Source organism: Paenibacillus sp. 1-8, assembly GCF_056316205.1.
This window is the reverse complement of record NZ_CM149995.1, coordinates 4084425-4099997: the sequence shown is the minus strand read 5'-3', so window position 1 is coordinate 4099997 and position 15573 is coordinate 4084425. Positions and strand designations below refer to the sequence as shown.

The 15573-nt window shown below is 47.8% G+C and carries 18 protein-coding genes and 1 other annotated feature; all 18 genes read left to right on the top strand.

Features of this window, described 5'->3' with window-relative positions; all coding sequences use genetic code 11:
• The first annotated feature begins 19 nt into the window (after window positions 1–19).
• The 18 genes from AC0WRU_RS18790 to AC0WRU_RS18705 all read left to right on the top strand — a co-directional run bounded on the left by AC0WRU_RS18790 (window position 20) and on the right by AC0WRU_RS18705 (window position 15566).
• On the top strand, window positions 20–1396 hold the full coding sequence (locus tag AC0WRU_RS18790; protein ID WP_476125904.1) for a bifunctional folylpolyglutamate synthase/dihydrofolate synthase: 1377 nt from the start codon (window positions 20–22) through the stop codon (window positions 1394–1396).
• A gap of 6 nt (window positions 1397–1402) precedes the next feature.
• Window positions 1403–2782, top strand: coding sequence for a UDP-N-acetylmuramate--L-alanine ligase (murC, locus tag AC0WRU_RS18785; RefSeq protein ID WP_476128677.1), 1380 nt, complete (start codon window positions 1403–1405; stop codon window positions 2780–2782).
• 167 nt (window positions 2783–2949) lie between these two features.
• Complete coding sequence (locus AC0WRU_RS18780; protein ID WP_476125903.1) at window positions 2950–4230, top strand: SPOR domain-containing protein; 1281 nt, start codon at window positions 2950–2952, stop codon at window positions 4228–4230.
• Between the two features lie 121 nt (window positions 4231–4351).
• On the top strand, window positions 4352–4594 hold the full coding sequence (locus AC0WRU_RS18775) for a DUF4321 domain-containing protein (protein WP_025682933.1): 243 nt from the start codon (window positions 4352–4354) through the stop codon (window positions 4592–4594).
• A gap of 22 nt (window positions 4595–4616) precedes the next feature.
• The gene (locus AC0WRU_RS18770) at window positions 4617–5225 is read left to right on the top strand and encodes a Maf family protein (protein ID WP_476125902.1); all 609 of its coding nucleotides are present in this window, start codon (window positions 4617–4619) and stop codon (window positions 5223–5225) included.
• 13 nt (window positions 5226–5238) lie between these two features.
• Window positions 5239–5931, top strand: a complete 693-nt coding sequence (radC, locus tag AC0WRU_RS18765) for a RadC family protein (RefSeq protein ID WP_476125901.1) — start codon at window positions 5239–5241, stop codon at window positions 5929–5931.
• A 106-nt stretch (window positions 5932–6037) separates the two neighbouring features.
• Window positions 6038–7072 carry a rod shape-determining protein gene (locus AC0WRU_RS18760; RefSeq protein WP_025682930.1) on the top strand — a complete coding sequence of 345 codons (1035 nt, stop codon included), beginning with the start codon at window positions 6038–6040 and terminating at the stop codon, window positions 7070–7072.
• A gap of 49 nt (window positions 7073–7121) precedes the next feature.
• Window positions 7122–7949 carry a rod shape-determining protein MreC gene (mreC, locus tag AC0WRU_RS18755; protein ID WP_327204664.1) on the top strand — a complete coding sequence of 276 codons (828 nt, stop codon included), beginning with the start codon at window positions 7122–7124 and terminating at the stop codon, window positions 7947–7949.
• The gene (gene mreD / locus AC0WRU_RS18750) at window positions 7949–8479 is read left to right on the top strand and encodes a rod shape-determining protein MreD (RefSeq protein ID WP_476125900.1); all 531 of its coding nucleotides are present in this window, start codon (window positions 7949–7951) and stop codon (window positions 8477–8479) included. Before mreC ends, mreD begins: the two co-directional genes overlap by 1 nt.
• An 82-nt stretch (window positions 8480–8561) precedes the next feature.
• Entirely contained in the window at window positions 8562–9224 is a 663-nt protein-coding gene (minC, locus tag AC0WRU_RS18745; protein ID WP_134913039.1) for a septum site-determining protein MinC, read from the top strand.
• Window positions 9225–9227: 3 nt separating this feature from the next.
• On the top strand, window positions 9228–10025 hold the full coding sequence (gene minD, locus AC0WRU_RS18740) for a septum site-determining protein MinD (protein WP_476125899.1): 798 nt from the start codon (window positions 9228–9230) through the stop codon (window positions 10023–10025).
• 513 nt (window positions 10026–10538) lie between these two features.
• The gene (locus AC0WRU_RS18735) at window positions 10539–11384 is read left to right on the top strand and encodes a peptidoglycan DD-metalloendopeptidase family protein (protein ID WP_476125898.1); all 846 of its coding nucleotides are present in this window, start codon (window positions 10539–10541) and stop codon (window positions 11382–11384) included.
• Complete coding sequence (locus AC0WRU_RS18730; protein WP_476125897.1) at window positions 11377–12255, top strand: M50 family metallopeptidase; 879 nt, start codon at window positions 11377–11379, stop codon at window positions 12253–12255. The genes AC0WRU_RS18735 and AC0WRU_RS18730 overlap by 8 nt, the downstream gene beginning before the upstream one ends.
• Before the next feature lie 57 nt (window positions 12256–12312).
• Window positions 12313–13497: an Rne/Rng family ribonuclease gene (locus tag AC0WRU_RS18725; protein WP_476125896.1), complete on the top strand. Its 1185-nt coding sequence runs from the start codon at window positions 12313–12315 to the stop codon at window positions 13495–13497.
• A gap of 96 nt (window positions 13498–13593) precedes the next feature.
• Window positions 13594–13681 (top strand) — a sequence feature (ribosomal protein L21 leader region).
• 13 nt (window positions 13682–13694) lie between these two features.
• Window positions 13695–14006 carry a 50S ribosomal protein L21 gene (rplU, locus tag AC0WRU_RS18720; RefSeq protein WP_014277583.1) on the top strand — a complete coding sequence of 104 codons (312 nt, stop codon included), beginning with the start codon at window positions 13695–13697 and terminating at the stop codon, window positions 14004–14006.
• Window positions 14007–14019: 13 nt separating this feature from the next.
• The gene (locus AC0WRU_RS18715) at window positions 14020–14358 is read left to right on the top strand and encodes a ribosomal-processing cysteine protease Prp (protein WP_025682922.1); all 339 of its coding nucleotides are present in this window, start codon (window positions 14020–14022) and stop codon (window positions 14356–14358) included.
• Window positions 14359–14363: 5 nt separating this feature from the next.
• Entirely contained in the window at window positions 14364–14681 is a 318-nt protein-coding gene (gene rpmA, locus AC0WRU_RS18710) for a 50S ribosomal protein L27 (RefSeq protein ID WP_014277581.1), read from the top strand.
• A 147-nt stretch (window positions 14682–14828) separates the two neighbouring features.
• Entirely contained in the window at window positions 14829–15566 is a 738-nt protein-coding gene (locus tag AC0WRU_RS18705; protein WP_476125895.1) for a Spo0B domain-containing protein, read from the top strand.
• Window positions 15567–15573 lie beyond the last annotated feature (7 nt).

The window sequence follows — 15573 nt, the reverse complement described above, 5'->3', positions numbered from 1 at the left end:
TGACCTGAAGGTGAAGAGGATGTCAGATACGATCAGGGGCGGGGGAGCGGCTCCTTTACAAAGCTATGATGAAGCAGTGGAATGGATTAACGGTCTGATTCCGTTCGGAATCAGACCCGGACTGGAACGGATTGAGCAGTTAATGAACATGTTGGGTGATCCGCAACGGCATCTTAAATTTGTGCATATTGCGGGAACCAACGGCAAGGGCTCGACCTGTGCTTTCTTGACCTCTGTCCTGCTGAAATGCGGTTATGATGTGGGAACCTTTACGTCTCCGTATATCACCCGGTTTACGAACCGATTCCAATTCAACGGGACAGATATTCCCGATGATACACTGGTCTTGCTTGCCAATCGTTTGTATCCGTTGGTCAAGGAAATCGCGGCCAGTGATTTGGGATCACCCACGATGTTCGAGGTATCGACAGCGTTGGCTATTTTATATTATGCAACGGTGGCTTTTCCAGATGTTGTGGTATGGGAGACGGGCCTCGGGGGAAGGATGGATGTAACTAATATCGTGAGCCCTATCGTCTCGGTCATTACGAATGTAGGCTATGACCATACGGATATTTTAGGGGATACACTCGAACAGATCGCAGGCGAAAAGGCTGGAATTATCAAGCCAGGCGTACCTGTTGTTAGCTGTGTATCTCAGCCAGAGGCTATTCAGGTTATACGGGAAACGGCGGCAAAGCAGGGAGCTACCTTGTATCTGGCAGGAGAACAGTTTACGTATGAACGGCTGAATGGGGACGAAACAGGACAGACTTTTTCGTTTGCGGGACCTTTCCGACACATAGAAATCGGCATCACGTTGTTAGGCGAGCATCAATGTGCTAATGCGGCAGGAGCTCTGATGACACTTGAGGTGCTTCGTCAGTATATGGCTTTTGTGCTGGATGACGCTGAACTACTGGAGGGCTTTAGAGAAGCGGCCTGGGCAGGTCGTCTGGAACAGGTCAGCAGTTCGCCGCGAATTGTTATTGACGGTGCTCATAATCCAGAAGGGGCGCAGACGCTGGCAAAGAGTCTTCCCCAACTGTATTCGTACCGAAAAATGGTTTTAATGATGGGTATGCTGTCAAACAAGCATCATGAAGCATACTTGCAGCATATACTGCCACTAGTGGATACGCTTATCCTGACCGAGCCCGATTTCCGCCGCAAAATGAATGCCGCTGAACTGGCTCATCTCGTGGAGAAGCTGCGGCCGTCCTATGCCAAAACGGATTTGAAAATTATTGTAGAAGGTGACTGGAAAAAGGCTCTTCGCTTGCTTCAGTCACATACGGAAGCGGAAGATCTGGGGGTGGTGTCCGGAACGCTGTATCTCATTGCGGATGTACGGGCTACCCTTATGTATCAAACCGATTCGGAAAAAGGTTGGTGAAATTTGTTGATTACTTCGGAACATGTTCATTTTATCGGTATCGGCGGTTACGGGATGAGCGCGATTGCTCGGGTCATGCTGGAGATGGGATATACCGTGACAGGCTCAGATGTGGCATCACAGGAGCTGACAGAAAAACTGGCGGCGAAAGGCGCAAAAATATATCTCGGGCACACGCCTGAGCACGTTACAGGGGCAGACATCGTCGTTTATTCAACAGCACTGTCCCGTGACAATGTGGAGCGGGTGGCAGCAGAGGAATTGAATATTCCGACCCTGCATCGTTCCCAGATGCTCGCACGGTTGCTTAACGAGCGTAAGGGAGTAGCTGTTGCGGGAGCGCACGGCAAAACGACAACCTCCTCGATGATCGCGCTGGTTATGGAGAGATGTAATGTCGATCCAACATACATTATTGGCGGCGAAATCACGAATTTGGGGACGAATGCCAAAGCAGGCAAAAGCGAGTTTGTCGTTGCCGAGGCAGATGAGAGCGATGGCTCTTTTCTGCAATATCATCCTTGGCAAGGTATCGTGACCAACATTGAAGCCGACCATTTGGAAAATTATGATGGTGACTTTAATCGTCTGAAAAGTGCCTATGTACAGTTCTTGAGTCAAATCCGGCCGGATGGCGCGGCTATCGTATGTGCTGATGATCAGAACGTACGGGAAATGCTGCCTCAGATTCAGACTCGAGTCATTACCTATGGAGTCGAGCATGAAGCAGATTATACGGCAACGGATATCCAGTTGGGTGACCGTCGATTAAGCTTTACCATGAACCGCAAAGGGACGGCGCTTGGAACCATCGAATTGTCTGTACCGGGTAAACATAATCTGTACAACGCTATGGCTAGTGTGATTTCTTGCTTGGAGGCAGGTATCCCATTTGAGCAAATTGCTGCGGCTATTGTGGAGTTTCACGGAGCAAAGCGTCGTTTTCAGGTGCTTGGCGAAAGCAATGACATTCTTGTTATTGATGATTATGCCCATCATCCAACAGAGATTGAGGCTACGATTAGTGCAGCTACAGTGACTGGCAAGCGTATTATTGCCGTGTTCCAGCCGCAACGCTACAGCCGTACTTTTTTCCTGCTGGATGCGTTTAGTCGTGCATTCAGCGAGGCGAATGAAGTCATTATTACCGATATTTATTCTCCGGCGGGAGAAAAACAAATTGAAGGTGTGCATTCTTCCAAGCTCGTGGATTTAATCGTCCAGAACAGCAACGCGAATGCCATTTATCTGCCAACCAAGGAAGCTGTTATCGACGAGTTGAAGGATCGCCTTCAGCCGGGTGATCTTGTGCTGACAATGGGCGCGGGAGATATCTGGAAAGTGGGCGACACACTGGCACGCCATCTGCGCGAACGGCAAGTCTAATAAGTATCTATAAGGCGTTATGCCTATGAAATACAACCATTCAAGGGTGTCCCGAACACGAAACGTGTCCTCGGGATACCCTTTTTTGTAGTGCCCGGGGCATATTTTTACTTCCTGACTCATACAACAGACTATGAGGAAGTATGGGACAAGGAGGGAGTGCATCCGTGAACAAGGCAAAGATGACATTCCGGTTCGATCAACAGGCGCCGGAGGCAAGCCGTGAGGAAAGCCGTGAGGAAAGGCTACAGGTGCTTCCGTACAAAACCGGGCCGATAACTAGCCAGCAGCGTGAAACAAATAAAGAAGCGGAACGGTATGAAAGCGAGAAACAGCCTCAAGCTGCTAACCAGCATGAAAGAACGGAAAGAATTAGCGGCATGGGTGCAAACAGCGGGACTGAACGAATTTCAGAAATTAACGAGCCTCCGAGCGTGAATAGACCTGGTACGAAGCGACGTTTTGCTCCCGCCCCCATCGTGCAGGAAGGATGGGATGATCCGTTTGGGCGGTCAGCAGCTTCCTGGTCAGATACGGATTTTCTGCCAGATGGTACGGAAGAGGATGAAGAAGAAACTCATCGTTCCAGTCAAGAGTACCGAAAGCGCCCGCCCCATCCCTCCAAATGGAAGCTGATTGGCTCGGTAGCCAGTGCGTTGATGACCGGGGGGATGTTTGGATATATCATGTTGCTGCTTTTTAACGGAGGTGGAGCTGTCCCGGGATCAGATCTGTCAACAGAGGAGGCTATTCCGGTCTTTAAAGAATCTGTTAGTACAGATACACCATTTGTAAAAGAGAATTCTGCTCCTGTCACAGTTGTGTCGGCTCAGGTCCCTTCCCAAACCTATTACCTGCTGCAATATGGAGTATTCAGCACCCCTGAACGGGCTTTGCAAGCGAAGGAAGAGCTATTGAAGGCAGGCATCGCCGCTGGTGGGGATACAGAGGATCAGAACCGAGTCTATGCAGGGATATCGCCGGACAGGGAACAGGCCAAGCTGCTCAGCAATCAACTGAAAACGCAAGGAGTCGAGTTGTATGTCCGTGAGCTCCAATTATCTGGATTCGAAAAAGCAGCTTATGGGGGCGAAGGTGAAAAGCTCACTACTTTTTTTCAGCTAAGCAGCACATTGGTCGGCAAGCTGAGCGGGCTTTCCTCATCCCTGCTTGAAGCAGGCGGATCAGGTAAGGCGAATGCCGCCGAAATGAAGGAACTGAACGATCTGCACCAGCAGTGGACGCAAAATATCGCTGCGCTTCCCTCCGGCCTGCCGAAGGAAGCGGCTGCTTCCGTATCCATGCTGGAAAAGGCGATGAACAGTGCAGTCTCGGCACTTGGAGAATATAACAAGAACACAGCCAAGGAGCACATTTGGGAAATTCAGTCTTCGATGATGGAATATGTTTTGCATGAGAAGGAATTTATACAATTCATAAAACAATAGATTCTCAATGTTTTCCGGCAAGGAACTGGAAATAGTTCCCCATGCCGGATTTCTGTTTGTATTGCGGTTGAAATCACCGTATAATAATGAAGGTGTCAAAAAATGGCGAGGGAAGATCAGGATGAAAAAAAATGTAGGAATGCTTATACTATTTTTGTTGCTCGGTTGGCTCTTGGGTGCATGGATTGCCAAAGCTCTTCAATCGATCAAATTCCTTTCCTTTCTGACCCACCCCACTACGATATCCTGGTCGCCGAGAGCGGATCTGGATATTATCAGGTACAACATAACGATAAATTTTGAATTGAGCCTGCTTAGTCTGATCGGCATCATCGCCGCGTTCTGGCTGTACCGCAGGCTCTAACTGATGAAAAGGAGCTTCCCTTATGGACGGGAAAATTACGCCCCGCATTATTCTGGCATCGACTTCACCGAGAAGGAAGGAATTGCTTTCATTTCTTAGACTGCCCTTTGACGTGATGCCGAGTCATGCGGATGAAAGCACGCCTGAGAGCTGGACGCCTCAGCAAATTGTGGAGGCCCTTGCGGTACGCAAAGCCGAAGCGGTCGTGAACATTGCCAGCCAGTCCGAAGAAAATGGATTGGTAATTGGCAGTGATACCATAGTCGTGCTGGATGGTTTGGTACTGGGTAAGCCTGCCGACCATGCGGACGCGGTTCGCATGCTGACAGCATTGCAGGGAAGAACCCACCGTGTATTCACCGGGGTGGCCTGCATACATACCGTAACCGGCAAAACGCTTGTCAGACATCGCCAAACGGAGGTTACGATGAAGCCTCTCAGCCATGAGCAAATTGTGGCATATGTGAATACGGGTGAACCTTCTGACAAAGCGGGAGCGTACGGCATTCAGGGTTTGGGTGCTACGCTGGTGGAATCTATTCAGGGTTGTTATTTTAACGTCGTAGGATTGCCGCTTTCCCTGCTGTCGGACATGTTGTCCGAATTCGGAGTGAGCGTGTTGCAACCTTAAAGGGGATAAACATATGTTAGAGTCGCCAACACTGATGCTTCGCGACCTCCCTCATGAAGAACGACCAAGAGAGCGCATGATGACATATGGGGCGGATGCTTTGAGCAACGCGGAGTTGCTGGCAATATTACTGCGTACGGGAACACAAAATGAGTCATCGGTGCATTTAGCGCAGCGTATTTTGCAGCAGGCGGGGAACTTGCGCCAACTGGTGGATATGAGTCTGACCGAACTGACCCAGATTAAAGGTATTGGCAATGCCAAGGCGATACAGCTCAAAGCGGGTATCGAACTTGGGCGACGGCTGGCATTGTCACGCCATTTGGAGACCCCGGTGATCAGTTGTCCGCGGGACGTGGCAGATCTGCTGTTTGAACAGCTTCGTTATTTGCAGAAGGAGCATTTTGTATGCCTGTTTCTCAATACTAAAAATCATGTTATTGCCCAGGAAACACTATCCATGGGCAGCCTGAATTCCGCCATCGTACATCCTCGTGAAGTATTTCGGGCAGCGATCAAATGCAGCAGTGCTTCGATCATTTGCGCTCATAACCATCCGAGCGGTGATCCGAAGCCAAGCCCGGAGGATGTCCAGTTGACCCGTCGCCTGATGGAAGCGGGCAACATCGTGGGCATCGACGTACTCGATCATATCGTGATCGGGGACGGAACCTTCGTAAGTTTGAAGGAACAAGGTCTGATATAATATACTATTTAAATCAAACATTTAAATCCGACTGGCTAGGCCGGCCTGAATAAACCGTTTATACATGGATAACAGATTTCAGGGAAGAGAAAAGGAGATTAACAACATGCTGGGTGGCTTTACAAAAGATTTAGGAATTGACTTGGGGACGGCAAACACGCTGGTATACGTAAGAGGAAAAGGGATTGTGGTTCGTGAACCTTCTGTAGTCGCATTACGTACAGACACAAAAACCATTGAAGCGGTTGGTGAATCTGCAAAAAAAATGATTGGTCGCACACCGGGGAATATCCGTGCGATCCGTCCGATGAAGGATGGCGTTATTGCGGATTTTGACACGACTGCAACGATGATCAAATATTTTATCCGTCAGGCGCAAGCCCCACGTTCTTTGTTTCCACGTCATCCAAACGTGATGGTTTGTGTGCCTTCAGGCATTACTGCGGTGGAGCAGCGTGCTGTTGAAGATGCAACGAAGCAAGCGGGCGCGCGGGAAGCGTACACGATTGAGGAGCCGTTTGCGGCTGCAATCGGCGCTGATCTTCCCGTATGGGAGCCAACGGGCAGCATGGTTGTCGATATCGGCGGAGGTACAACCGAGGTAGCGGTTATTTCTCTGGGCGGGATTGTGACGAGCCGTTCCGTTCGTGTGGCTGGTGATGAAATGGACGAGTCCATCATCCAATACGTGAAGCGTCAATACAATCTGATGATTGGTGAGCGGACTTCGGAACAGTTGAAAATGGAAGTCGGTTCTGCAATGCCGCTGGAACAAGTGGAGACGTCGGAAATTCGTGGACGTGATCTGGTAACAGGTTTGCCGAAGACGATTACGATTACGTCAGATGAAATCAGTGAAGCTTTGTCCGATACAGTGAATGCAATTGTGGAAGCAGTCAAAGTGACACTGGAAAAATGTCCTCCCGAACTGGCGGCAGACATTATGGACAGAGGTATTGTATTGACTGGTGGCGGAGCACTTTTGCGCAACTTGGACAAGTTGTTGGCGGCTGAAACCGGGATGCCGGTTATCGTAGCGGAAAATCCTCTGGATTGCGTGGCAATCGGTACAGGCAGAGCGCTGGAAAATATCCATTTGTTCAAATCGCGCAGCAGTTCTGCCGTCCGTTCCAAACGTTGAATCGGGGGTGTAGGAACTGTTTAAGCTGTTTGGCAATAAAAGACTATTTATTCTATTGATCGGAATCGTTCTGTTTATTGCCCTTATGGGGATCACACTTGGACAGAGAAATTCCTTAACCTGGCCGGAAAAGTTCGCCAGAGATTCAATTGGCTTTGTGCAAGGTATCTTCTACAGGCCCGCTTCAGCAATAGCGGGCTTCTTTGAAGATATCGGGAATATGCGGAGCATTTATAGTGAAAATGAACGGTTGAAAATTGCCGTAGCGCAGTTAACAGCCGAGCAGATTCAGACTTCTAACTTGAAAGAGACAAACGCCAGACTTGAGCAAGAACTGAAATTCACCCAAACGCAAAAGTCCAAAAATCAATATGATTATCGTATTGCACAGGTAAATAGCGTCAGTAATGATTCCAAAACGCTTGTCATTGATATTGGTGAAAAGGACGGGGCCAAGGTTGGTCAGGAAGTCAGATCACTTGAAGGGTTTGTAGGGGTTATTAGTCGTACAGCGAACTTCACTTCTACGGTTACGCTATTGACTACATTAGACCCTAAAAATCCAAATTCATATGCTATCGCAGCGACAGCACTGGGCAAGGAAAATAATTCGTTCGGTATGATTGAAAGCTATGATCCGGCTACGAACAGATTTCAAATGACTCGCATTGAGGAAAATGATCCAATCGCAAAAGGTGATCAGATCATTACGTCCGGAGCAGGCGGGAAGTTCCGTAAAAATCTGTTGATCGGTACGGTAGAAAAAATCCAGGTTGGCGAGTTCGGACAAACACGTACAGCGATTATCAAACCCGCAGCCAGCTTCGTGGATTGGAAAGAATTGCTCGTTCTTTACACTCCTGAGGTACCGGAATAATGAGGATACGCGGTCAGGTTCTAATACTGCTGCTGTTTGTACTGTTTATAGCTGAAGGAACGATTCTTCCGTGGCTTCTTCCGGATAGTTGGCATCCAAGAATGGTTCCGAATCTCGTGTATGTCGTCATTTTGTTTGTATCCGTGTATTATAGTCGCCATACGTCATTGGTACTTGGTATTGTTTTTGGACTTATTCATGACGCTGTGTATTACGGGTTTATTATCGGACCTTACTCTTTTGCAATGGGATTGTCGGCTTATTTGCTGGGGCTGGTATTTACAGCTCAACGTGCGCCCATGCCTATTATGATGGGAGCTGTGCTGATCGGAAGTTTTCTGCTGGATTCGATGCTTTTTGCCATTGATCATCTGTTCCAGCTGAACCATCAGACTTTCGACTGGGCGTTGGCTCAATATATGATCCCTGATTTATTTATCCATTTTCTGTTCGCCCTCATCATTTATGTCCCCGTTCGCAAGCAATTGCAGCGTTTGGGTATTCGTGTGAAAAAGGAAGAGAAAGTCTAGGTCTTTTTACACACATTTTGTCCGGGTTAGCAGGGATTTCACGTTCCGGGGACGAAATGATTGAGATAGGAGGGACAGGCTAATGGCGGTGAAATCGAATCATGTCACGATTAAAGGCATCAAAGACGGCCTGGTATTCCTTCTGGACGATCAATGTGAGTTTGAGGATTTGCTGGGCGAGCTGCGTTTCAAGCTGGAGCACAGTCATCAAAATATTTTAACCGGACCGATTATTCATGTGGATATTAAGCTGGGAAGCCGGGAAGTGACGGAGGAACAAAAGGAAAGTATTCTGGATATTTTGAGACAGAAGGGGAATCTGCTGATACGGTCCGTCGAATCGCCCGGACTGCCTTCGGAGGTGCAGGGAAAAGCTCCCATTCACACTGTGACGGGGATTATCCGTTCAGGCCAGGTGCTTCATCATAACGGGAATTTACTCTTTTTGGGAGATGTGAACCCCGGTGGAATTATAACGTGTACTGGTGATATCTACGTGCTCGGTGCTCTGCGGGGTATGGCGCATGCGGGGATGGAGGGAAATGGCGAGGCAATTATCGCGGCCTCCTATTTTGCACCAACACAGCTGCGAATTTCCGAAATGATCAGTCGTCCGCCCGATGAATGGGAGACGCGTGAATCCGGAATGGAATTTGCGTATCTCAAGGACGGCGCCATGCAAATAGATAAAATGAGTAATATTGTGCGTCTGGGCCGCGATTTTAACGTGTTCAAAGGGGTGTAGCACATGGGAGAGGCTATCGTCGTCACTTCAGGAAAAGGCGGCGTCGGCAAAACGACGACGTCAGCCAATATAGGAACAGCGCTGGCACTGCTCGGCAAAAAGGTGTGCTTAGTGGATACGGATATCGGCTTGCGTAATCTGGATGTTGTTATGGGTTTGGAAAACCGAATTATCTATGATCTGGTCGATGTAGCGGAAGGTCGTTGCCGTTTAAATCAGGCTTTGGTCAAGGATAAGCGCTTTGAGGAGCTGTATATGCTGCCTGCTGCTCAAACCAAGGACAAGAGTGCCGTAACGCCGGAGCAGGTTAAGGATATTATTTTGGAGCTTAAAAAGGATTTTGAATATATATTGATTGATTGTCCTGCGGGTATTGAGCAGGGCTTCAAAAATGCTATTGCTGGAGCGGATCAGGCGATTGTCGTAACGACACCGGAAAATGCTGCTGTACGTGATGCTGACCGGGTTATCGGATTGCTGGAAAACTCGCATGTGACTTCACCAAAACTGGTGGTTAATCGTATCCGTAACAGTATGGTCAAATCCGGGGATATGCTGGATATTGACGGCATTTTACAAGTGCTTAGCATAGACCTTATCGGGATTGTGCCGGACGATGAAATGGTAATCAAGGCAGCCAATACAGGAGAGCCTACCGTCATGAATCCGGATTCACAGGCAGCGATTGCCTACCGTAACATTGCTAGACGGATTCTGGGGGATACAGTGCCACTCATGCAACTGGATCAGAAGAAAAGTGTAATGACACGGTTTAAGAAATTTTTTGGTATGGGTGGATGAAGAAAACAGTGAGTTATGGCTGGGAGACGCTTCGCGGCTGATTTGATCTTACGATCGCTGTTGCCACGGGATTCTTTTATTTGTAAAACATTTAGTGGTAAGAATCCCATGGCAAAGGCGAACGCTTCGCTTCTTCAGATTCAAATCATCCGCTTCGCTACTGCCTGCGCAAAATTCCTAAGCTGCTTTTAAGTAAGAGAATGGATGTAGAGGAAAGATACGTACGAAGAATTGCAGGCTTTTTTTAAAACTTCTTAGTTCTTTCATCTTAATTACGAGCACTTAAATAATTAGTGGACTTATTTAAGTGTTTTTGGTTTGTCTTTTTAAACTTCTATAAATCCTGAATCTTAATTTCAGACTCACTAAATAACCGTCATATATACAGACCATCCGGTGCGCTTGCGCCGGTTTTTTTCATTTTCAGATACGTAATCCCGAACCGGACAACATAAGTTGAAGCCCGTCCTCATAAGATGTACCAAACATACCTCGCTGGGGGGCTGAAACAGGATGAATAAAAACTCCGGAATCAAGCAGCGCAGAGAAGAACGCATACAGCAGCTGATCGCGAGAAACAAAGCTGAAGAATATTCCTCAGGGATACATCAGGACAGGAACGGGAACAGGGAAATGAAGCCGATGCCAGCAGTCAGTACGATCCGGTCCAGAGACCCGGAAACCGAATGGAAAAATGAACGACAACGCTGGCAACAATCTTTTGGGGAGAACCGGCGTCCGTCTTTTTGGGTTTCTTTGTGGCGCAGGTCTGTGTTTGCTACTGTGCTGTTTGGATTGGTGTGGGGATTATTTCGCTGGGATGTTCCCTATGCGGTCAATTTGAGAATGTTTATCGCGGATGCCTTAAATAAGGATATGAATTTTGCAGCCGCCGGACGATGGTATGAAACTTATTTTGATGGGACCCCATCCTTTTTACCGATCTTCGGAGAGGAGCCTGAAACACACAAGGTGAACGCAGTCCGCAAGGGCTCTCCGCCAATTCAAGGGAATATAACACAGCCATTTGCGCTTAGCCTCAAAGGAGTGGAAATTGCACCCAAAGCTACTGGTAATGGGGCAATCGCTGTCAAAAGTATAGATGCGGGACGTGTGCTGGACATATTCAATCACCCGGAAAGTGGAATTACAATTACGATTCGTCACACTGGCGGTATCACGGTAACGTACGGACGTCTATCCCGCTCTACCTTAAAGGTGAACGATTGGGTCCAGGAGGGGGACGAGGTCGGTGTGCTACCAGCAGGCCATAGTGGCAGTGAGACGGCGACTATGTTTTTTGCCGTGCAGAGAGGAAATCAGTATATTGATCCGGCGGAAGTGGTGGCCCTTGATTAATGTCGGGGGCGTGACTTTGTCTCTGCATCCACTGTTCGTACTGGTGATGCTAACCTCTGTGTTGACAGGACATTTTATCGAGATCATGACTTTGTTTACGCTGGTGTTCATTCATGAACTGGGGCATGCAACAGCAGCCACGTTGTTTGGGGCGCGGGTGCTGACCATACAGATGCTACCCTTTGGAGGAGTGGCCGTCATTGACGATCAGGGAAAGCTCAACGCGTGGAAGGAGATTGTCATTGCGCTGGCTGGCCCTCTGCAAAACGGAATTATGATTGTCATCCTTCTATTGCTCAGAAATGTGAGCGGGGGGGAGCATGAATATATAAATTATATGATTCAGGGAAATGCCGTCATTGCACTGTTCAATCTGCTCCCGATTTTACCACTGGACGGCGGAAAAATAATGCAGGCGCTGATGAGCTTATCCATCCCATATCACCGTACTCTAGTTTGGACTTTTCGAGCCAGCATCGTGACCAGCCTGCTATTTTGTATCTATGGTATTTCGCCGTTATTAAGGCAAAATGGACCTGTGCATTTAAATCTGCTGGCGGTAGGGATTTTTTTGCTTTATTCTAATATTGTGGATTATCGGAATATCCCTTATCGTTTTATACGTTTTTTGCTGGGTAGGGACGAGCTCTTTTACCGCGAGGCGGCTAAGGGAAGTATTGCCTTGCCAATTGTATCTTTTCCTATGAAACATTTGGAGCCTGTTTTGCGTCTTTTCAAAAGGGACCGATATCATATGGTTTATGTCATGAATGAGCAGGGACGGATTGTAGCGGTATTGCCAGAGCAACGCCTTATTCGCTCTTATTTTGCAGCGCGCCCGCCGGATGGAGGAAAATCCAAACCTAAATAGAGAAGTAGCTTTTTATGAGTTGAGGAAAGAGGCTGTATCCAGAGAGGTTGAAAAACCATGAAGCAAATGATTGTACAATGCCAGCAGCAGATGACCCAAATGGCACTGCTGGAAGAGGGACAATTGGTAGAATATGCAGCTGAATTGCCGCGAAAGCGGGGAATTCTTGGTTCCTTTTTCAAAGCCAGAGTCGTCAATGTACTGCCGGGAATGCAAGCCGCCTTTGTTGACATTGGACAGCGAAAGAATGCCTTTTTATATGTGGATGACGTACTCCACGCCCATTTGGACAAGCAACCTGAGGTGAAGCCCTCCATTTCCGAGCTGTTGAAGGTGGGACAGGAAATTGTAGTGCAGGTGTTGAAAGAGGCCGTGGGTAGCAAAGGGGCCAGAGTAACCACTCATTTTTCACTTCCAGGTCGCTGGATCGTATACATGCCTCGCGCCGATTATGTGGCTGTATCCAAAAAGATCGAGCGTGAGGGAGAACGGGCTCGTCTGAAAGTGATGGGAGAGCAGCTTCGAACAGGTGAAGAAGGAGTCATTATCCGTACAGTTTCGGAGGAAATGAGCAGAGAAGCGATTGAAAATGACCTGAACCAGTTGCGTCAGCAATGGGAAGTCATCCAGCGTAAAGCTGCTGAACACTCAGCTCCATGTGAGCTGCACCGGGATTTGAGCATCGTCCAGCGTCTGATTCGGGATGTGTTCACACCGGAACAGGATGAGCTGATTATTGACAGTGAGGAACAGGCAAAAGAAGCGGAAATATTACTACGTCAGATTAGTCCGGAGAAAGCTCATGTGAGCATATTTCGTGGTGCAGAAGAGACCATATTTAAAGCCTATGGCATTCATGAGCAACTGGAACGTGATTTTGCGCGAAAAGTATGGCTCCAGGGCGGCGGATATATCGTCATTGACCATACTGAGGCACTAACCGTCATTGATGTGAACACAGGGAAATTTACGGGGGGCAGCAATCTGGAAGAGACGGTGACCCGGACTAACATCGAAGCGGCTGAAGAGATTGCCCGACTGGTGCGTGTGCGTGATATCGGGGGCATTATCATCATTGATTTTATTGACATGGAACAAGAGAAGAACCGACGTGAAGTGTCCTCTGTGCTGGAGTCTAGGCTGAAAAAAGACCGAACCAAATCATATGTCGTTGGATGGACACGGCTAGGACTTCTGGAGATGACTCGAAAAAAGGTACGAGAGGAAAAGACGATTTTATAAGGCACTGCGTTTCCAAAATCATTTTAAACTAGAGGTTGAATGTGGACGAAGCTTATGATACAATCTTTTAGTATGTGTCATGCGTAAGTTTGGCTGCACATGCTGTAACCGCTCCAATCAGGTACTGAAGTACAGCATCCCCAGGGAAGTTGTCACCTGCGATTAGGCGAGTCTGAGACATAAGGAGGTGCAAGCAAATGTACGCAATTATTGAAACAGGTGGTAAGCAATACAAAGTTCAAGAGGGCGATGTATTGTTCATCGAGAAGTTGGAAGCTACCGATGGTGAAACTGTAACGTTCAACCGTGTTCTGGCAGTATCTAGCGACAATGGCTTGACTACAGGTACACCGCTTCTTTCCGGAGCTACTGTAACAGCTACAGTTGAGAAACATGGTCAAGGCCAAAAGGTCATTGTATACAAATACAAACCTAAAAAGAACTACCATGTGAAGCAAGGTCATCGTCAACCGTACACGAAAGTGACGATTGGAAAAATCCAAGCGTAAGAGGGTGCGATAAGTGATTATCGTGCGTATTACACGATTGGAGGATGGCAGCATACAGGGATTTTCCATTAAAGGTCATGCGAATTACGCCAAATCTGGCGAGGATATCGTATGTGCTGGCGTATCAGCGGTAACTGTAGGGACGGTCAATTCGATTGGAGCTCTTACAAACGTTGATATGGAATCGGAAATGGAAAACGGCTTTTTGAGCGCGTATCTTCCCCCTGAAATTCATCATGAGGCGAACGCACAGGTACAACTGTTGCTGGAATCCATGGTAATTATGCTGACAAGCATTGCTGAATCATACGGTAAGTATATTCAAATAGAAAATAAACAAAGAAGGAGGTAGACATCATGTTGAAATTGACATTGGATCTTCAATTATTCGCATCGAAAAAAGGTGTTGGTTCCACAAAAAACGGACGTGACAGTCAATCAAAACGTCTTGGCGTGAAACGTGCTGACGGTCAAGCAGTTACCGGCGGTAGCATCCTGGTTCGTCAACGCGGAACGAAAATTCACCCGGGCACGAACGTGGGCATCGGTAAGGACGACACTCTGTTCGCGAAAGTGGACGGCGTTGTGAAGTTCGAACGTTGGGGCCGTGATCGCAAAAAGGTGAGCATCTACCCGATTGACGTTGCTCCAGTAGCAGCTACTGTAGAAGCTTAATAGCGGCTTAGACACGCTGAAAAGCCTCCGGCAATTTTGTCGGGGGCTTTTTTGTATGATGGTAATGAACTGGAAAGTCAGTCTGTGCTATACTGGATTAAGGTTCTTTATTAATCCATTTTAATTATCGCAGAACGGAGAGAAGCTATGTTCCAGCGGATAAGAGCGCCTCATCTGGCGTTGGGTTCCATTCTGATTCCTTTGGTTTTTTCACTGCTCTATCCTGCAGCACTAACGATTATCATATTAGCCGTGTGGTTTGTTATTGCCGCCTGTTTTAGCATGTGGCATATACAGAGACAGGTTGAAGCTGAGCGGAAAGCTGCTTTGCGTTCTTTGGAGCGTACAGCTATCGCAGCTCTCAATCATCACCGGCATGACTGGATGAATGACTTGCAGGTGCTTTATGGCTATATTCGTATGAATAAGCATGATAAATCGGCTGCTTATGTGGAAACAATAAAAGGGCGCGTAGCAGAGGACAGTAAAATATCCAAGCTGGGTATTCCCTCGCTGGTGTTTTATTTGCAGTCTTTTCGCGTGAACGCCGGAAATTTACAGTTGTCGGTTCAGGTTGAGGAGCATTTAAAGTTGGACGCTGTCATGTCTCCCGAAGACGGCGAGTCGCTTGCCTCGGCCGTCATAGAAACGGTACGTGCGTATCAATATGGCGGGGGCCGGTCGTCCTGGGGAGAAGTGCGCAGATTGACACTTTATTTCGGTATGGATCAGAATGATGTTATCGTCCGGTTTGAAGGCAGTGACGTACCTGCTGATTTGAATTTGTTAAAGCAGGTCAGATCCGGACACGGAAGTGAACGCATTCGAACAGAGAAGCTTCCTACGGGTGAAATTCTTCAAATTCGGATGCAGTGTCAGACATAAGGAAGGT

What these genes read in the sequence shown, in the direction of transcription:
- radC (WP_476125901.1), top strand. Translation starts at nt 5,239, where the DNA reads ATGTTAGAGTCGCCAACACTGATGCTTCGCGACCTCCCTCATGAAGAA.
- AC0WRU_RS18775 (WP_025682933.1), top strand. Translation starts at nt 4,352, where the DNA reads ATGAAAAAAAATGTAGGAATGCTTATACTATTTTTGTTGCTCGGTTGG.
- minC (WP_134913039.1), top strand. Translation starts at nt 8,562, where the DNA reads ATGGCGGTGAAATCGAATCATGTCACGATTAAAGGCATCAAAGACGGC.
- rplU (WP_014277583.1), top strand. Translation starts at nt 13,695, where the DNA reads ATGTACGCAATTATTGAAACAGGTGGTAAGCAATACAAAGTTCAAGAG.
- mreD (WP_476125900.1), top strand. Translation starts at nt 7,949, where the DNA reads ATGAGGATACGCGGTCAGGTTCTAATACTGCTGCTGTTTGTACTGTTT.
- AC0WRU_RS18790 (WP_476125904.1), top strand. Translation starts at nt 20, where the DNA reads ATGTCAGATACGATCAGGGGCGGGGGAGCGGCTCCTTTACAAAGCTAT.
- AC0WRU_RS18760 (WP_025682930.1), top strand. Translation starts at nt 6,038, where the DNA reads ATGCTGGGTGGCTTTACAAAAGATTTAGGAATTGACTTGGGGACGGCA.
- AC0WRU_RS18770 (WP_476125902.1), top strand. Translation starts at nt 4,617, where the DNA reads ATGGACGGGAAAATTACGCCCCGCATTATTCTGGCATCGACTTCACCG.
- AC0WRU_RS18735 (WP_476125898.1), top strand. Translation starts at nt 10,539, where the DNA reads ATGAATAAAAACTCCGGAATCAAGCAGCGCAGAGAAGAACGCATACAG.
- AC0WRU_RS18725 (WP_476125896.1), top strand. Translation starts at nt 12,313, where the DNA reads ATGAAGCAAATGATTGTACAATGCCAGCAGCAGATGACCCAAATGGCA.
- minD (WP_476125899.1), top strand. Translation starts at nt 9,228, where the DNA reads ATGGGAGAGGCTATCGTCGTCACTTCAGGAAAAGGCGGCGTCGGCAAA.
- AC0WRU_RS18705 (WP_476125895.1), top strand. Translation starts at nt 14,829, where the DNA reads ATGTTCCAGCGGATAAGAGCGCCTCATCTGGCGTTGGGTTCCATTCTG.
- rpmA (WP_014277581.1), top strand. Translation starts at nt 14,364, where the DNA reads ATGTTGAAATTGACATTGGATCTTCAATTATTCGCATCGAAAAAAGGT.